Raw genomic sequence first — 17271 nt, 5'->3', positions numbered from 1 at the left:
TCGATGAAAACAATACAAAAGCAACTGGGGCTGGCCGGCCTGCTCTGCTCCGGGCTGGTGTTGGCCGACGATGCTGTCACCAAGGTCACGGACCCTCACTTCAAACTCGCCCCGGGCTATCTTGACTCGGCCGACTTGCCACTGCGCCTGGCATTGCTTGGCGCCCCGCCAAAGCCCGACTCTGCGGCGCTCGCGCGGGATGAGGAAGCACGCCGAGCGGCGCTGTCGCTGCGAGGTACGGCCCGGGAGAAACTCGCGGCAGCGGATGCCGAGCTGTCATTTCCGGGTCCGGCGAAAGCATTTTCCTGCGCGATGGGCACACCGATCACCGAAGAAAACACACCGCATCTTTATACCTTGATGCAGCGCACCCTGACGGATGCGGGCGGTTCCACCTATGCCGGGAAAAACGCCTACAACCGCACCCGCCCATTCGTGGCGCACAACGAAGGAACCTGTCGTAAAGACATGGAACCGTTGCTGCGCACGGATGGCTCCTGGCCGTCCGGCCACTCCGCTGCCGGTTGGGCCTGGGGGCTGTTGCTGGCCGAGATTCAACCCGCACGCGCCACTGAATTGATGACTCGCGGGCTGTCATTCGGCCAGAGCCGGGTCATCTGCGATGCTCATTGGCAGAGCGATGTGGACGCAGGCCGCATCATGGGGGCTGCGACCGTGGCGAGTTTGCATAGTAATCCGATGTTCCTGGCGGACCTGGCGGCCGCGAAGGAAGAGGTCAAGGCCGCTCAAAAAGCGGGGCTCAAGCCTACAGAGGACTGTGCGGCCGAGGGTGTGGCGCTCTCGCTGACTCAGCATTGACCGGAGAAACACCATGATGCACAGCGACAACCCACGCTCGGCGTTGCGGCGCAAACATGCACGCCTGGCATTGGTGGCTGGCGCCTTGGCGGTAGCCGCGTCCGGTTTGCCAACAAGGGCCATGGCGGCCGACGGCGATGGCTGGACCTTCAACGGTGGGCCTTACGTGTGGGGCGCCGGCATTCGCGGACATGTGGGCCATAGCAGCACCGGAACCCAGTTTATAAAGTCCGATTTCGCGGATATCGCACGCACTGTGGATATGTCGGCGATGCTGATGGGCGAGGCGCGACGCGGCCCATACAGCGTACTCGCCGACCTGATGTACATCGACACCGACACCCGCAACCGTCTGCCGGCGGACGCCCCCGCGTCCAAACTTGAGGTGGAAAGCAAGACCGCCTCCGGGTTCCTGGGAGGCGGGTACACGGTGTTGGGTGATGAAAGCCGTCGGTTGGATGTCGCGGGTGGCGTGCGCGTCTGGTACAGCGGCACCACCATCCGCCTGCATGGTGGGCCGGCTGGCGGTTCCTCTGGCTCTGACAATGCGACGTGGGCAGACGCCATGGCGGGCCTGCGAGGGCACTATGCAGTGAATGATCGATTCTGGCTGTCATCCTGGGGGATGGTGGGCACCGGGCAGTCCCGGGAAGACTGGGACCTGGCAGCGCTGGCAGGCTGGGAGTTTTCACCCGGGTTTTCAGCGGTGCTCGGCTACCGGGCCATGGGGGTTGATTATCGTCACGATGGCTTTGTCTACGACATTGTCCAGAAGGGGCCGCTGTTGGGTATCAGTGGGCGATTCTGAGGACAAATCATCGCCCATGGTTAACAGTCAGCAAGCCCCACGCCAAACGCCTCGACCGCTGACAGGTCAAAGCGTTTCAGAATTGACGATCTAGCCTACAGAGCCCTCCTCCTTCCCGCGGCGCTTTTTCCTAACGCCCGGGAAGACCGCTCCTCTCGCCCACCCCACCTGTTCTTCGGTATAAACGTTCGCTTTCTGCGTTGCGAACGGACTCCCATGAACGCCATAAAACTGATTTTCCTGCTGATCATTTTTCCCCTGCTGCTGGCCGGCGTTGGAACATGGCAATTGCAGCGCGCCACCGAGGGCGCACAGGTTCCCGACCAAGCCCAAGCCTATGTCAACGTGATGAAGCCCGTGCTGAAGAGGTGGGTGGAAGAAAATCCGACGGTGCCCATTACGGTGGGCAGTGACGCCCTCAGCCCGGAGCAGTTTCTCTCCCGACTGGCGCGAATCGAGGCCGAGCTGCCCACCGCGCGCCAACTCAATCGCGTCTTGCGCACGCTGGCACCCTGGGTGATGGGGCTCGGACTGCTCGCCGCGGCGATCGGCGTGGCCGCGCTGGCCGGTACGCAATGGGCGGGGCGGCGCGCGCAGCAGTCGCGAGAACAGTTGCTGCAGGTATTTTCCCTGGGCAGCCGGTTGTTGCCCTACGTACTGGTAAGCCAGGTGGTGGCGATGGCGGCGACGCTCGCCTTGGTGCTGAGTTATGAGGGCCTGGCGCTGTGGCATATCGGCCGGTTGGGCCGGGGCGAAGTCAAGCTGATGGGGTGGCTGGGGGTAATCGCGGTAATCTGCCTGTATTCGATCTGGCTGCTGCTCAAACAACTGCGGCACATGCTGGTGATGTTCGAGCCCACGCCACTCGAGATGTTCGGCCGGGTGGTGACGGCTGAACAGGCGCCCGGGTTATGGCGCCAGGTGCGCGAGTTGGCCGACAGACTGGGCGCGTTGCCGCCGGATCATATTGTGGTCAGCCTCGCCCTGGGCTTTTACGTGACCTCCAGCCCCGCCACGGTGCGGCCCGCTGAAACGCCGCTGCACGGGCGCACCCTGCATGTGCCGCTGCTGTACCTGGGGTTGCTGAGCCGCGAGGAAGTCGACGCCGTGATCGGCCATGAGCTGGCACATTTTGTCGGCGAAGACACCGAGTACAGCCTGCGCTTTGTGCCGATCTACGATGGCGTCAGCCGCAGCCTGGAGACGCTGGCGCAGACCATGATGAACAGCGATCTGATCCAGGGTTGGTTGATGCGCCCGTCGTTCCTGTTCGGGGTGTTTTTCATGCAGCGCTTCGATCATGCGGTGAACCGCTGGAGCCGTGAGCGCGAGTTGCTGGCCGACGCCGCCGGTGGCCGCTTGGCAGGCAATGCGGCAGTAGCCTCGGCGCTGTTGCGCATATCGGTGTTGCAGACGCCTGTGGAAGACGTGCTACTGGCCCATTGCGACACCCCCGTTGAGGGCGATGTGCTGAACGCCGCCCTCGCCGCGTTGCAAGGCCAAGAATTGCAGGCACCCGACGAAGCGCTGGAAACGCATCAACCCCACCCGACCGATTCCCACCCCTCCAACGGCGAGCGCCTGCACGCATTGCGTGTGCCCTGGGCCGACGCCATGCACAGCGCCACCCGTGGCGTGGACGCAGAGGCTGCGAGCCGGCAAATCGATGCCCTTTTCAGCGCGGCGCACCCGCTGCGTGAGCAACTGTCCCACGACCTGATCGCCGCAGCGGCCTGCGAACACAGCGCTCACACTCATCTGCTGGAAACCCTGGCCGCCTCGGCGCAAGGCGAACATGCCCTGCACGAAGGCGGTCGCCGACGTGCCGTGTTAATGGCGGTGTTGGCGCTGCCGTTTATGTTGCTAGGGCTGGCGATGATGAGCGAGCCCTGGCTTGCCCCGGAACGCTTGAAAGGCACGGTGCTGTCCGCCGTGGGTGCCGGGGCGGGGATTGCCAGCATTGCGCTGATATTTCTATGGCTGGGCATCCGCCGGTTCAAACGCGCGCCGCAGACCGCGTTGCGCCTGACGCCGGAACATTTTGTGTTCGCCAATCTGGCGCAACCGCTGCCCATCGAACACATCGCCACTGTCACGCTGCAGTTTATCCAAGGCATCTGGGTGACCGTCGAACTGACGCCCGAGGCGCCGTTGCCCGAACTGCGCAAAACCGCATTCGGCGTACCCGGTGCGCGGGTCAACCGCAAGAAACGTCAGGTGCTGTTGCAGATGGCGCAGTTGTGCATCGACAACAAGAAGATCGAACCCTATGAAGGCCTGACGCTGATGACCGACTACGTCAACGCATCCCTCGCCCGCAAGATTCTGCAAAACCGGCAGGACTGAACCCGCGACATAAAAAAACCCCGAACCAGTCGGGGTTTTTTATCGCCTGCAATCAGGCGCGACGCCGGATCAATTAGAAAACGTTGATCGGGTAGTCGGCGAACAGGCGGAATTCGTTACCGCCTACGTTGTAGTTGCTGGCGTTGTTGGAAACGCGCAACCACGAGGCACGAGCACGCAGGCTCAGGTCTTTGACCGGGCCGCTCTGAACGACGTACTTGAACTGGTTCCAGATTTCACGCTCGGTGCCATCGCCACGACCGCTGCCGTCGTCGATATTGGTACCGCGCACGTAGGCCACGTTGTAGGTCAGGCCAGGCATACCGAAGGTAGCGAAGTCGATGCCGTAGGCCGCTTGCCACGAACGCTCGTCCTTGCCGTTGAAGTCGGACCAGTAGGAGTTGGCCAGCAGGATGGTGTTGCCGCCGTCGCCGATGCCGCCATCGTTGCGGTAGCCGCCGTACAGGTAGCCGGTGTCGCCGGTGCTGCGCTGGTGAGCGACGGTGAAGCTGTGCGGACCAACAGCCCACGTGGCGCCCAGGCTCCAGATTTTGTTGTCGCGCGCGTCTGCATCACCTTGGTTTTCCAGGGCGAAGCTGCGATCCAGCTTGGTCTTGTAGCCGTTGAAGTCAAACGTCAGCGACTGCTTTTCCGGCAGGGCCAGTACGTAGTTGACGTTCACGTATTGCTTCTTCAGCACGTCCTGCATGTCGGAGGCGTACAGCGCTGCCGACAGGCTTTCGGTGAATTTGTAGCTACCACCGATGTAATCGATGCTTTTCAGACGGCCGCTGTCGGTACCTTCAGCGCTCTTACGCGCTTCTTTGGTGAAGTGGCCCCCATCCAGTTGCAGACCTTCGATCTCTTTGGAAACGATCGAGGTACCGGTGTAGGTTTCCGACAACAGACGAGAGTTGTCGTAAGCCAGCACGGGCACGTTCGGGAACTGGTCGCCGTACTTGAGCACAGTGTTGGACAGGCGGAACTTCACCGCCGCACCGCCTTTAGCCAGGTCGTTGGCGGCAGAGCCGCTGTCGCCTTGCTTGAAGAAGTCGATACCGCCCGCGCCGCTGCGGCCTTTACCGCCGTCCAGGCGAATGGCGTACTGGCCAATCACGTCCACACCCACACCGACGGTGCCTTGGGTGAAACCGGACTCGAACTTACCGATGAAGCCTTGGCCCCATTCGGCTTTGTCTTGCTTGCCGTTCTTGTAGTCACGGCTGATGTAAGCGTTACGTGCGGCGATGTTCAGGTGGCTGTCTTCAACGAAACCCTTGGATTGCTCCTGGTCGTTTGCCATGGCTGTCGATGCGCTCAAAATCCCCAGAGCGATCAGACTCATCCGTTGTTTCAACATTTCTTATATTCCTTATTACTGGTTGAGTACGCGCTATGACACCAGGCTCCGTATTGCTGTTTTGGTGTCGACTTTTTCCGAAAAAAACAAAGCCCGCGGACGACTGAACTGCCGCGGGCCTTTTCTTATTGGTTGAGTCATGGCTGTTAGCCACAGGCGTTGGACGCAATGCTAGTCTCGCGTTGAACTATGTGTCAATTTCGCTAATCGTCTGTATTTAGGCAAAAAAATTCTAAGCCACGGCCTACAGCGCTTCGGCCATCGCCTGGAAATCTTATCCATACAGAAAAAATACGGACTCACTAACATATTTTATAAGTCGAACGCGTGGGAACAGGCACGCGCACAAATGCAAATAATTGTCATTATTTTCAAGTAAGGTCTTATGCGCTTAAGCGAGCCATGTGACGCAGATTCAGCCCGAAGATCTGTCGTCACATCATGGTGAGGGGAACCTGCTGTTTCTAAGACTGAACCGACTTTAAACGGGGGCCTGCTCGCGACAGGTATAGCTCAATCACTTATTCAGTGAAGGGCACACCGCAATGGCGAACGTGCTCCCTCGCCGATGGTTGATCGGCGAGTTCTCAGTTATTCATCAATTCGCACAATGCGTGCATTTCTTCGTCGCTGAACAAGCCTGCCGGGTAGCGCTCACTCATCACACTGAATAAATCAGGCGGCTGCCTGACCTGCCGTGAGCCATGTGCCTTCAACCAGAGCGCCAGCGCATGGATTTCGTCACTGTTGACTCGCACGGGGTGGAACGTGCGCGTGTGCATCAAGTTGATATCGACATTCATTTCAGCGCTCTCTCCTACTGCGTGAGCCGCTAACTTACTCAAGGTTTATGACAGAACTGCGCAGTCATCACCGTGGGCCACTGTGACAATACCAATACAAAAGCTATGCCAATGTGCAGTATTTATAGGCAGTTGGACACAAAAAAGCCCACGGCCTTACGGGGCCGCGGGCTTGCTGTGAACGCTAGAACCGAGTGGCGCCCGGTCGTCGCTCCGACGTTGTTACAACCGCACTCAGTTTTTCTGCGGGGCAGGCTGTTGTTGGGTCAGGCAATGGATATTGCCCCCACCCAGTAACAGTTCGCGGCCCGGCACCATCACTACTTCGTGCTGCGGGAACAGGTTCTGCAGGATTTCGCGGGCCTGGTTGTCCAGCGGGTCGTCGAAGCTCGGCGCGATGATGCCGCCGTTGACGATCAGGAAGTTGACGTAGGAACCGGCCAGACGCACGGAAGGGTTGCGCTCCTGGCTGCCGTCCACCGGGTCCACACCCGCGCACTCTGCTTCGGTGGCATAAAGCGGCCCCGGAATCGGCATTTTATGCACTGTGAACGAGCGGCCCCGGGCATCGGTGCTGCTTTGCAGCACGTCCATGGCGGCATGGCAGCGTGAGTAGTTCGGGTCTTGCGGGTCGTCGGTCCAGGCCAGCAGCACTTCGCCCGGGCGTACATAGCAGCAGAAGTTATCCACATGGCCGTCGGTTTCGTCGTTGAACAGGCCGTCTGGCAACCAGATGATCTTATCCACAGCCAGGTTGGCGCTCAGCACAGCCTCGATGGCTGCACGGTCGAGATGCGGGTTGCGATTGCGGTTGAGCAGGCATTCTTCGGTGGTGATCAGGGTGCCTTCGCCGTCGACATGAATCGAGCCGCCTTCCAGCACAAACCCTTCGGTGCGGTAGCGCGGCGCACGCTCGATCTCGAGGATCTTGCCGCCGACCTGCGCGTCACGGTTCCACGGCGCATACAGGCCGCCGTCAAAACCGCCCCAGGCGTTGAAATCCCAGTTCACGCCGCGCACTTCACCACGGCTGTCGATCACGAAAGTCGGGCCGGTGTCGCGCACCCAGGCGTCGTCGCTGGACATTTCCACCACGCGGATATTGGGCACGTCGAGGCGGGCACGGGCGTTTTCGTACTGGCCGGCGGAAACCGCCACGGTGACCGGCTCGAAACGCGCGATAGCCTTGGCCACCGCCACGTGCGCGGCCTGCGCCGGCTTGCCACCCAGGCGCCAGTTGTCCGGGCGCTCGGGCCAGATCATCCAGGCCTGGGTCTGTGGCGCCCATTCGGCAGGCATATGAAAGCCATCGGCGCGAGGTGTGCTGTGCAGGGTGGTCATGGCGATCAGGGCTCCGAAAGGGTGAAGGCCGACTTTATAACCGATAAAAATCGGCCTTAAAAGCATCAAAACAACATAGTCGATAAATATGACAGCATTTAATCGATAACAATCGATTATTTACAACTGTTCGTCCAGCACCTTCGACAGCATGTCGACAAAGAAATCCACACTGCGTCTGGAGGTGACCATCGGCGGCTTGATCTTGAGAATGTTCAGGTAATCACCGGTCGGCTGCATGAAAATCCCCAGCTCACGCAAGCGGTCGCACAGCAGTGTGGTCTCTTCGGTGGCGGGTTCCAGGGTATGCCGGTCGCGCACCAGCTCCAGGCCCAGATAGAAGCCGGAACCATGAACCGCGCCGACCAACGGGTGACGGTCGATCAGGGCTTCCAGCCGCGCCTTGAAATGCGCGCCGACCACTTGGGCGTTTTCCCAGAGCTTTTCTTCCTCCATCACATCCAGCACCGCCATGCCGATCCGGCAACTGACCGGGCTGCCCCCCGATGACGAGAAGAAATACCCCTCGGCCTCCAGCGCCTCGGCAATCTCGCGACGGGTGATCACCGCCCCCAACGGCTGACCGTTGCCCATGCCCTTGGCCATGGTAATGATATCGGGCACCACGCCCTGCTCTTCAAAGCCCCAGAAGAAATGCCCCATGCGGCCATAACCCACCTGAACCTCATCGGCGATGCACACGCCACCTTGGGCGCGCACCAACGCATACACCTGCTGCAAATAGCCCGGCGGCAGGGAGATGCCCCCGGCATTGCCATACACCGGCTCACAGATGAAGCCGGCCAGTTGGCGCTGGCTCGCGGCGATTTTCGCCAGGTTGTGTTCCACACTTCGCACGTAATCCGGCGCGCTGTCCTGCCCGCGGAACTCACCGCGATAGGTATTGGGCGCGGTCACCGGGTGGACCCAGTCCGGACGACTGCTCAGGGCCTTGGGGTTATCGGCAATCGACGTGGACACCGCATCCGCCGCCACCGACCAACCGTGGTAGGCCTCCAGCACACTGAGCATGTCGCGCCCGCCGCTGTAGGCCCAGGCCAGGCGGATGGCCAGGTCATTGGCCTCGGTGCCGCTGTTGACCAGGAAGACCCGGTCCATGCCGTCCGGCGCCAGCGCCAGCAAGCGCTCGGAGAATTCGGCAATCGCCGCATAGTGAAAGCGCGAGTTGGTGTTGAGCAGCGACCACTGCCGCGCCGCCACCGCCGCCATGCGGGGGTGACCATGGCCGAGCACGGCGACGTTGTTGAGCATGTCCAGATAGGAGCGCCCCTGCATGTCGATCAGATGGTTGCGCCAGCCTCGTTCGATGCGCGGCGGATCGACGTAATAATGCTTCTGCGAGCGCGCGAAGCTGGCATCGCGTCGCGCCAGCAGGGCTTGGGGGTCGAGCTCGGGTTCGGCATCGCAGGCCAGCCCCAGCAGCGCCGAGGGTGACGGGCATAGCGCTTGCCACGCCGACGCCCGGCTCGGCGTGCAGAACAGCGGTGGCTCAACGTCGGCGCGGCACCATTGCACGGTCAGGGGAGCATGGACCTCGCCCAGTATTTGCCCTTCCACCACCGCCGCTCCCGCGCTCAACGAGGTGCTTACGCCCCACAAGCGCAGGCTCAACGGACCATCCTGCACGCACAGCAAGCCATCGGCACCGACACGCAGCACCCCAGCGAAGGGCGCCTCCACCGCTGTACCGTGGGGCAGGTGCAACTCGACATGCAGCGGGAACGTCTGCGGTTCCGTGGCGCTGTCCGGGCAGGTGCGCGACAAACGGTATTGGCCGTAGCGACTGGCGGCCAACCCGTGAACCGCCGCAGCCTCGTCCAGTAAGCGTCGGTCAATCCCCGGCTGTTCCCAATTACCCGCTTCGAAGTGTGGGCTGAGCACTCCCAGGTCGATCAGCGCGAACTCGCGTCCCACCAGCCCCGGCAAGAGCGGCGCGAACCCCTCGCTGGCGATCGGTGGCAGCGTCTGCCCGACACAGAGCAGGATCGCCGCCTCCATCAATTCAAACGGCACCGACGTTGCAACCTGGAAAATTTCCCACTCATGCTCGGCGTTTTTCAACAGGTAGTCGTTATCGGGGTCCAGGCGTTGCTGCTGTTCGCTGCTGAGCACCAGCACCGCCGCACGGGCGACGATCAGTGGCCATAGCGCCTGCAGTTCTTCACGCTGCAACGGCGTAACGGCATGACAGGCCTGGATTGCCGGCAAAATGGCAAAGGGATCGCCCTGGGCATGGTGCAGCAAGGCGGCGCAGGTCACCGACAGGTCGGCGATGCGCCAGGTGTGCACCAGATCGCCGAAATCGATCACCCCCTGGATCTGCCAATGACGCAGGGCATCGCGCTGCCAGACCACATTGTCATCGGTAATGTCCATGTGTACCGCTTGCCACGGCAAGTGATCCGCCAGGGGCCGAATGCGCTCACCGACCTGCTCGGCGACTTGCTCCAATGCCGCGCGGTGGGGCAGGTCTGGCAGGGTCGCCAGCAGGTGGCTGATCAGTTCCTGCGCGTGGCGCGGGTCCCATTGCTGGGTCCGTTCCAGGCCCGGATGCGCAAAATCGGCCAGCGCCTGGCTCATCCGCCCGCACAAGTCACCGAAGCCTGCGATGACCTCGCGGCCCACGTGAGGCAGGTGGGTCAAGGGCTGGCCGTCGATGTAATCCAACAGTCGCAGGTGCAGGGTTTGCCCGTCGACGGTCACGGTCAGCAGGTCCTCACCGGTCAGGGCCTTGATGACTCGGGGGACGCGCAACCCGTCCTGCGTCTGCAAGGCGTGGAGCGCGGCATGCTGGGCGTGCAATTCGACGGCGGCGTAGTCGCCCAGGCAGATTTTCAGAACAAAGCGGCCATGGTTGGTGTCGACGCTGTAGTTGAGGTCTTGTTGGCTGCCAAGTGATTGCAATGTGCCGCCAAGGCCATAATGCCGCTCAAGCAAGTGTGCAGCCTGATCGGGCCCCACTTGCGGGCAAGGCAGGCTGGTGCGATGGATCAACGTGGCAAGCAACATGATGAGGACCTCTGTTTTTATCAGGCGCCTATATCGCCATTGTAGATGGGGGTTAAGCAACCCCCCCAACGTGCCGCGCTTGCACAGATCCGCGTCACAACTCAAGCTATGCTCCGTTCGCTAAATGTCCGTCTAAGGAAAAGGCCCCCCGACATGCGTATTCTTATCACCGGTGGTGCCGGTTTCATCGGCTCTGCCCTGATCCGCCACCTGATTCAACACACCGAGCACGAAGTGCTCAACCTGGACAAACTGACCTACGCCGGCAACCTGGAGTCGCTGACCAGCATCGCGTCCAACAGCCGCTATGAGTTCGTCCAGGCCGATATCGTCGACCAGGCCACCGTCAGCGCCGTGCTCGCGCGCTTCGAGCCCCAGGCGATCATGCACCTGGCGGCCGAGTCCCATGTCGACCGTTCCATCGACGGCCCGTCGGATTTTATCCAGACCAACATTGTCGGCACCTACAGCCTGCTGGAAGCCGCCCGCGCGTATTGGCAAACGCTCGCAGAGCCGGCCAGGAGCGCGTTCCGCTTCCACCACATCTCCACCGACGAGGTGTACGGCGACCTGCACGGCGTAGACGATCTGTTCACTGAAACCACGCCCTACGCCCCCAGCTCGCCCTACTCGGCCAGCAAGGCCGCGTCCGACCACCTGGTTCGCGCCTGGCAGCGCACGTATGGCCTGCCGGTATTGCTGACCAACTGCTCGAACAACTACGGGCCGTTTCATTTCCCCGAGAAGCTGATCCCCCTGGTGATCCTCAACGCCCTCGCTGGCAAGCCGTTGCCAGTCTATGGCGACGGCTTGCAGGTCCGCGACTGGCTGTTCGTCGAAGACCACGCCCGTGCGTTGCTCAAGGTGGTGACCGAAGGCGTGGTCGGCGAGACCTACAACATCGGCGGCCACAACGAGCAGAAGAATATCGACGTGGTACGCAGCATCTGCGCCCTGCTGGAAGAGCTGGCACCGCAACACCCGGCCGGTGTCGCGCACTTTGCCGACCTGATCACCTTCGTCAAGGACCGCCCCGGCCACGACCAGCGCTACGCCATCGACGCCAGCAAGATCGAACGCGAGTTGGGCTGGGTCCCGCAAGAAACCTTTGAAACCGGGCTGCGCAAAACCGTGCAGTGGTACCTCGATAACCTGGAATGGTGCCGCAGAGTCCAGGACGGCAGTTATCAGGGCGAACGATTGGGCAATACCGACATGAAGGATCTGCTTGCATGATGAAGGGAATCGTATTGGCCGGCGGCTCCGGCACCCGTTTGCACCCCATCACCCTGGGCGTGTCCAAGCAACTGTTGCCGGTGTATGACAAGCCGATGATCTACTACCCGATCTCGGTGCTGATGCTCGCGGGAATCAAGGACATCCTGGTGATCTCCACGCCGGTGGACTTGCCGCAATACCGCAATCTGCTGGGGGATGGCAGCCAGTTCGGCGTGCGTTTCAGCTATGCGGAGCAGCCGTCGCCGGACGGTTTGGCTCAAGCCTTCATCATTGGCGAAGCATTCATCGGCGACGATCCGGTGTGCCTGATCCTGGGCGACAATATTTTCCATGGCCAACACTTCGGTGATCAACTGCGCACCGCGGCCGAACGCCCGTCCGGCGCCACCGTGTTCGGCTATTGGGTCAAAGATCCAGAGCGTTTCGGCGTAATCGACTTCGACAAAGAGGGCCGCGCCCTGTCGATCGAAGAGAAGCCGGCGAAGCCGAAATCCAGCTATGCCGTGACCGGTCTGTATTTCTACGATAACGACGTGATCAACATCGCCAAGGCGGTCAAGCCCTCGCCACGCGGAGAGCTGGAGATTACCGACATAAACAATGCTTATCTCCAACGCGGCGACCTGCATGTAGAGCGCTTCGGCCGTGGCTTTGCCTGGCTCGACACCGGCACCCACGACAGTCTGCTCGAAGCCTCGACCTATGTGCAGACCATCGAGCACCGCCAAGGGCTGAAAGTTGCCTGCCTTGAAGAGATCGCTTACGAGAATGGCTGGATCGATCGTGACCATCTGCTGGAGCGCGCCAAGTACTTTGGCAAAACCGGTTACGGTCAATATTTGTACACGCTCGCCGGGGATACTGAATGAATGTAACCGCCACTGAGTTGCCCGGTGTATTGATCATCGAGCCGAAGGTTTTTGGCGATGAGCGCGGCTTTTTCTACGAAAGTTTCAACGCCAGGGACTTTGCCCAGGCCACAGGTTTACAACCACAATTTGTGCAGGACAACCACTCACGCTCGCAAAAAGGCGTGCTGCGGGGCCTGCACTATCAGATCGAACACGCCCAGGGCAAACTGGTACGCGTGACAGCGGGTGAAGTATTGGATGTGGCGGTGGATATCCGCCGCAGTTCGCCTAATTTCGGCAGGTGGGCCAGCGTGCGCCTGTCTGCCGACAATAGCCGCCAATTGTGGATTCCACCGGGGTTCGCCCACGGCTTTGTGGTCCTCAGCGACTACGCCGAGTTTCTCTACAAGACGACCGACTACTACACGCCTGCCGCAGAGCGTTGCATTCGCTGGAACGACGCTGAACTCGACATCGATTGGCAGTTGGACGGCACACCGACATTGTCCGCCAAGGATCAGAACGGCAAAGACCTGAGGGACGCGGAGCTATTCCCTTGAGCAGCCGCCTTAAAATTCTGATCACCGGCCAACACGGCCAACTCTCCCAAGAGCTGCAACAACGACTCCTGGGCCTGGGCGAACTCATCGTGCTGGGCCGCGACAGGCTGGACCTGGCTCACGTCGACCAGATCCGCCAGCAAGTGCGCGCCCATCGCCCCGACCTGATCATCAACGCCGCGGCCCACACCGCGGTCGATCAGGCCGAAAGCGAGCCGGACACGGCCTTCGCGATCAACGCCACCGCGCCCGGCGTTCTCGCCGAGGAAGCCAAGGCCTTGGGCGTGCCGCTGATCCATTACTCCACCGACTACGTGTTCGACGGCAGTAAACCTGCGCCCTACACCGAAGCCGACACACCCAATCCGCTGGGCGTCTACGGCCAGAGCAAGCTCGCCGGTGAGCAGGCGATCGTGGCAGTGGGGGGCGAATACCTGATCCTGCGCACCAGTTGGGTCTACTCCCTTCACGGCAAGAACTTCCTGTTGACCATGCAGCGTCTGCTGCAAGAAAAACCGCAGATGCGGATCGTCGCCGACCAGATCGGCGCGCCGACCTGGGCCGGCACCATCGCCAACAGCACCCGCGCGTTGATCGAGCGCTGGCAGGCCGGGCAAGCGGGCGACTGGGGTGTCTATCACCTGACCGCCCAAGGCGAAACGTCGTGGTTCGGCTTCGCCCAGGCGATTGGCGAGCACCTGCGCGCCACAGGCAAACCCTGCGCCGACCTGGAAGCGATCCCGTCCAGCGCCTACCCGACGCCGGCCAGGCGCCCACTGAACTCGCGCCTCGATTGCAGCCGCCTGCAACAGCAGTGGCAGGTCAGCCAGCCGCTGTGGCAAGACGCATTGCGCGAGTGTCTTGCACAGCAGCACTAGGCATAATGCGCCTGTACCCTCAGGCGCATGACTCCCATGACCCCACCCCTCCCGCGAAGACCCCGCTGGCGCAGCCTCGCCCTGTTGGCGCTGTGCCTGGCGCCGCTGCTGTGGCCGCTGGAGCACCTGGCCGAGCGCTACTACCGCAGCGAACTGGCCGGGCAGAACCGCCAGACCCTCGACCTGTACGTCGCCAACCTGCTGGGCACCCTGCACCGCTATGAAGTGCTGCCGCAGATCCTCGGCGACTTGCCAGCCCTGCGCACCGCGCTGGCGGCACCGCAGGTCAGTACCAACCTGGCCAACGCCAACCTGTTGCTCAAGGACGTCGCCGCCCAGGCCGGGGTCGAAGTGATGTACCTGATGGACACCACCGGCAAGACCCTCGCCGCGTCCAACTGGGACAAGCAAGACAGCTTCGTCGGGCGCAATTTCTCGTTCCGCCCGTATTTCAGCGAAGCCATGGCCGGGCGCCTGGGCCGGTTCTTCGGCTTGGGCACTACCTCGGCCAAACGCGGCTACTTCTTCGCCGCCGCGGTGCGCGATGGCGAGAAAGTCATCGGTGTGCTGGTGGTCAAGGTCGACCTGGACCACACCGAAAGCCTGTGGGGCAACACCCCCGAGCAACTGCTGGTCACCGACCACAACGGCGTCGTGATCCTGACCTCGCGCCCGCAATGGCGGTTCCGCGCCACCCGGCCACTGACGGACGAAGAGCGCCAGGCGATCATCGCGATCCAGCCCTACCCGACCCGCGATCCGCAACCGCTGGCCTTGAGCCCGACGGCCTGGCTGCGCCAATCCACGGCCATCGCCGAAACCGGCTGGAACGTGGAGATCCTCGCGCCACAATCGTTGATCAACCGCCCGGTACGCACCGTGGTCGCGGTGGGCGGCGCCACGCTGTTGGTGCTGATGTTGCTGCTGGGCCTGATGATGCAGCGCCGTCGACACTACCTGGACCGCATCGCCTTCGAAGCCAAGGCCCGACGCGAACTGGAAATGCGCGTGGCCGAGCGTACCAGCGACCTGGAAGGGCTCAACCGGCGCCTGAAACAGGAAGTGCTGGAGCGCGAACATGCGCAGCAGGAACTGGTGCGCGCCCAGGACGACTTGGTGCAGGCGGGCAAACTGTCGGCGCTGGGCACCATGTCGGCGAGCATCAGCCACGAGCTCAATCAGCCCCTGGCGGCGATTCGCAGCTACGCGGAAAACGCCGAAATCCTGCTCGACCATGAGCGAACCGACGACGCGCGCGGCAATCTCAAACTGATCAGCGAACTGACCGGCCGCATGGCCTCGATCATCGCCCACTTGCGCGCGTTCGCCCGCCGCGATCGGCATGCGCCGGAAAGCGTCGCCCTGCAACCGGCGCTGGACGACGCGCTGGCGTTGCTGGCCAAGCGGCGGCGCGCGATGGAAGTCGAGCTGATCCGCGATTTGCCCGAGGCGACCTTGTGGGTCGAGGCCGGTGAAACCCGCCTACGCCAAGTGCTGGGCAACCTGCTGGCCAATGCCCTCGACGCCCTCACCGAAAAAGGCCCGCCGCGCAAACTCTGGCTGAGTGCCGAAACCACCGAGCAGGGCGTCAACCTGTACATTCGCGACAACGGCCCGGGGTTTTGCATGGAAGCCCTGGGACGCGCCAGCGAGCCGTTCTATACCACCAAGACCCGCACCCAGGGCCTCGGGCTGGGCCTGGCGATCTGTGACACCTTGATGCGTGCCTTTGGTGGCGAACTGCTGTTTGCCAACCACAAGCAAGGCGGCGCGCTGTTAACCTTGAAATTGCGTGCCGGCTCGCCGGGCGTCAGTCTGCAACCGTCCGAGGACCGCAGTGTATGAGTATCGATAACCAGATTCAGGTGGTGTTGATCGACGACGATCCACACTTGCGTCAGGCCCTGTGCCAGACCCTGGACCTGGCCGGGCTGAAAGTCCTGCCCCTGGGCGAAGCCACCGGCCTCACCGCGCAGCTGTCGCGGGATTGGCCGGGCGTGGTGGTCAGCGATATCCGCATGCCCGGCATGGACGGCCTGGAGTTGCTGGCCGAGCTGCACGGCCAGGACCCGGAGCTGCCGGTGCTGCTGATCACCGGCCACGGCGATGTACCGCTGGCGGTGCAGGCCATGCGTGCCGGTGCGTATGACTTCCTCGAAAAGCCGTTCGCCAGCGACGCCCTGCTCGACAGCGTGCGCCGCGCCCTGGCCCTGCGCCGGCTGGTGCTGGATAACCGCAGCCTGCGCCTGGCCCTCAGCGATCGCCAGCAATTGAGCACGCGCCTGGTCGGGCATTCCCCGCAAATGCTGCGCCTGCGCGAGCAGATCGGCGCGCTGGCGGCAACCAAGGCCGATGTACTGATCCTCGGCGAAACCGGCGCCGGCAAAGAGGTGGTCGCCCGCGCACTGCACGACTTGTCGAGCCGGCGCAGCGGGCCTTTCGTGGCGATCAACGCCGGGGCGCTCGCCGAGTCGGTGGTCGAAAGCGAGCTGTTCGGCCACGAGCCGGGCGCCTTTACCGGCGCGCAAAAACGCCGCATCGGCAAATTCGAATTCGCCAACGGCGGCACATTGTTCCTCGACGAAATCGAAAGCATGAGCCTGGATGTGCAGGTCAAGCTGCTGCGCCTGCTGCAGGAGCGCGTGGTCGAGCGCCTGGGCGGCAATCAACTGATCCCGCTGGATATCCGCATCATCGCCGCCACCAAGGAAGACCTGCGCCAGTCCGCCGACCAGGGCCGCTTCCGCGCCGACTTGTATTACCGCCTCAACGTCGCACCGTTGCGCATTCCGCCGCTGCGTGAGCGCGGTGAAGATGCGCTGATGCTGTTCCAGCACTTTGCCGACGAAGCCAGCAGCCGCCATGGCCTGCCGCTGCACGAATTGCAGCCGGGCCAACGCGCGCTGCTGCTGCGCCACAGTTGGCCGGGCAATGTGCGGGAATTGCAGAACGCCGCCGAGCGCTTCGCCCTGGGCCTGGAGTTGGCGCTGGACAACACCCCGGACAATCTCTCCGCCGGCCTGCTGACCTCCACCCCCGGCGGCCTGAGCGAACAAGTCGAACAGTTCGAAAAAAGCCTGATCGCCGCCGAACTGAGCCGCCCCCACAGTTCCCTGCGCAGCCTCGCCGAAGCCCTCGGCGTACCGCGCAAGACCCTGCATGACAAACTGCGCAAGCACGGCCTCAACTTTGCCGACAGCGCCAGCCACAGCAGCGACGACGAATAACCCACCCTA

At 62.3% G+C, this 17271-nt stretch carries 13 protein-coding genes; 9 read left to right on the top strand and 4 right to left on the bottom strand.

Features of this window, described 5'->3' with window-relative positions; all coding sequences use genetic code 11:
* Nucleotides 1–3: 3 nt before the first annotated feature.
* The 3 genes from TU80_RS26895 (at nucleotide 4) to TU80_RS26885 (ending at nucleotide 3973) form a co-directional block, all read left to right on the top strand.
* Nucleotides 4–819, top strand: coding sequence for an acid phosphatase (locus TU80_RS26895; RefSeq protein WP_057005780.1), 816 nt, complete (start codon nucleotides 4–6; stop codon nucleotides 817–819).
* Nucleotides 820–832: 13 nt separating this feature from the next.
* Nucleotides 833–1627: a hypothetical protein gene (locus TU80_RS26890; protein ID WP_057005779.1), complete on the top strand. Its 795-nt coding sequence runs from the start codon at nucleotides 833–835 to the stop codon at nucleotides 1625–1627.
* A gap of 216 nt (nucleotides 1628–1843) precedes the next feature.
* Nucleotides 1844–3973, top strand: coding sequence for a M48 family metallopeptidase (locus TU80_RS26885; RefSeq protein ID WP_057005778.1), 2130 nt, complete (start codon nucleotides 1844–1846; stop codon nucleotides 3971–3973).
* A 73-nt stretch (nucleotides 3974–4046) separates the two neighbouring features.
* Here TU80_RS26885 and TU80_RS26880 read toward each other — a convergent pair whose 3' ends face one another.
* The 4 genes from TU80_RS26880 to TU80_RS26865 all read right to left on the bottom strand — a co-directional run bounded on the left by TU80_RS26880 (nucleotide 4047) and on the right by TU80_RS26865 (nucleotide 10507).
* Nucleotides 4047–5333, bottom strand: coding sequence for an OprD family porin (locus TU80_RS26880; protein WP_046385033.1), 1287 nt, complete (start codon nucleotides 5331–5333; stop codon nucleotides 4047–4049).
* A 587-nt stretch (nucleotides 5334–5920) separates the two neighbouring features.
* Nucleotides 5921–6136 (bottom strand): hypothetical protein, encoded by a 216-nt coding sequence (locus TU80_RS26875; protein ID WP_017848546.1) that lies wholly within the window; start codon nucleotides 6134–6136, stop codon nucleotides 5921–5923.
* A gap of 234 nt (nucleotides 6137–6370) precedes the next feature.
* Nucleotides 6371–7477: an agmatine deiminase gene (aguA, locus tag TU80_RS26870; RefSeq protein WP_057005777.1), complete on the bottom strand. Its 1107-nt coding sequence runs from the start codon at nucleotides 7475–7477 to the stop codon at nucleotides 6371–6373.
* Nucleotides 7478–7597: 120 nt separating this feature from the next.
* Nucleotides 7598–10507, bottom strand: coding sequence for an aminotransferase (locus TU80_RS26865; RefSeq protein ID WP_057005776.1), 2910 nt, complete (start codon nucleotides 10505–10507; stop codon nucleotides 7598–7600).
* Between the two features lie 153 nt (nucleotides 10508–10660).
* On the opposite strand from TU80_RS26865, the gene rfbB reads away from it, so the two are divergent.
* From rfbB to TU80_RS26835, 6 genes are read left to right on the top strand one after another with little or no spacing between them, the layout of a single operon-like run.
* The gene (rfbB, locus tag TU80_RS26860; protein WP_017848549.1) at nucleotides 10661–11743 is read left to right on the top strand and encodes a dTDP-glucose 4,6-dehydratase; all 1083 of its coding nucleotides are present in this window, start codon (nucleotides 10661–10663) and stop codon (nucleotides 11741–11743) included.
* The gene (gene rfbA, locus TU80_RS26855) at nucleotides 11740–12615 is read left to right on the top strand and encodes a glucose-1-phosphate thymidylyltransferase RfbA (protein WP_057005775.1); all 876 of its coding nucleotides are present in this window, start codon (nucleotides 11740–11742) and stop codon (nucleotides 12613–12615) included. The genes rfbB and rfbA overlap by 4 nt, the downstream gene beginning before the upstream one ends.
* Nucleotides 12612–13157, top strand: coding sequence for a dTDP-4-dehydrorhamnose 3,5-epimerase (rfbC, locus tag TU80_RS26850; RefSeq protein WP_057005774.1), 546 nt, complete (start codon nucleotides 12612–12614; stop codon nucleotides 13155–13157). Before rfbA ends, rfbC begins: the two co-directional genes overlap by 4 nt.
* A complete protein-coding gene (gene rfbD / locus TU80_RS26845; RefSeq protein ID WP_057005773.1) occupies nucleotides 13154–14035 on the top strand; it encodes a dTDP-4-dehydrorhamnose reductase in 882 nt (293 codons plus the stop codon). Before rfbC ends, rfbD begins: the two co-directional genes overlap by 4 nt.
* A gap of 36 nt (nucleotides 14036–14071) precedes the next feature.
* On the top strand, nucleotides 14072–15880 hold the full coding sequence (locus TU80_RS26840; protein ID WP_046385040.1) for a sensor histidine kinase: 1809 nt from the start codon (nucleotides 14072–14074) through the stop codon (nucleotides 15878–15880).
* A complete protein-coding gene (locus tag TU80_RS26835) occupies nucleotides 15877–17262 on the top strand; it encodes a sigma-54-dependent transcriptional regulator (RefSeq protein WP_046385041.1) in 1386 nt (461 codons plus the stop codon). Before TU80_RS26840 ends, TU80_RS26835 begins: the two co-directional genes overlap by 4 nt.
* The last annotated feature ends 9 nt before the right edge of the window (nucleotides 17263–17271 follow it).

This window comes from Pseudomonas veronii (genome assembly GCF_001439695.1).
In the GTDB taxonomy this organism is placed as follows: Bacteria; Pseudomonadota; Gammaproteobacteria; order Pseudomonadales; family Pseudomonadaceae; genus Aquipseudomonas; species Aquipseudomonas veronii.
Note: the sequence above shows the minus strand (reverse complement) of the source record. Positions and strands in the feature narration are given on the sequence as shown.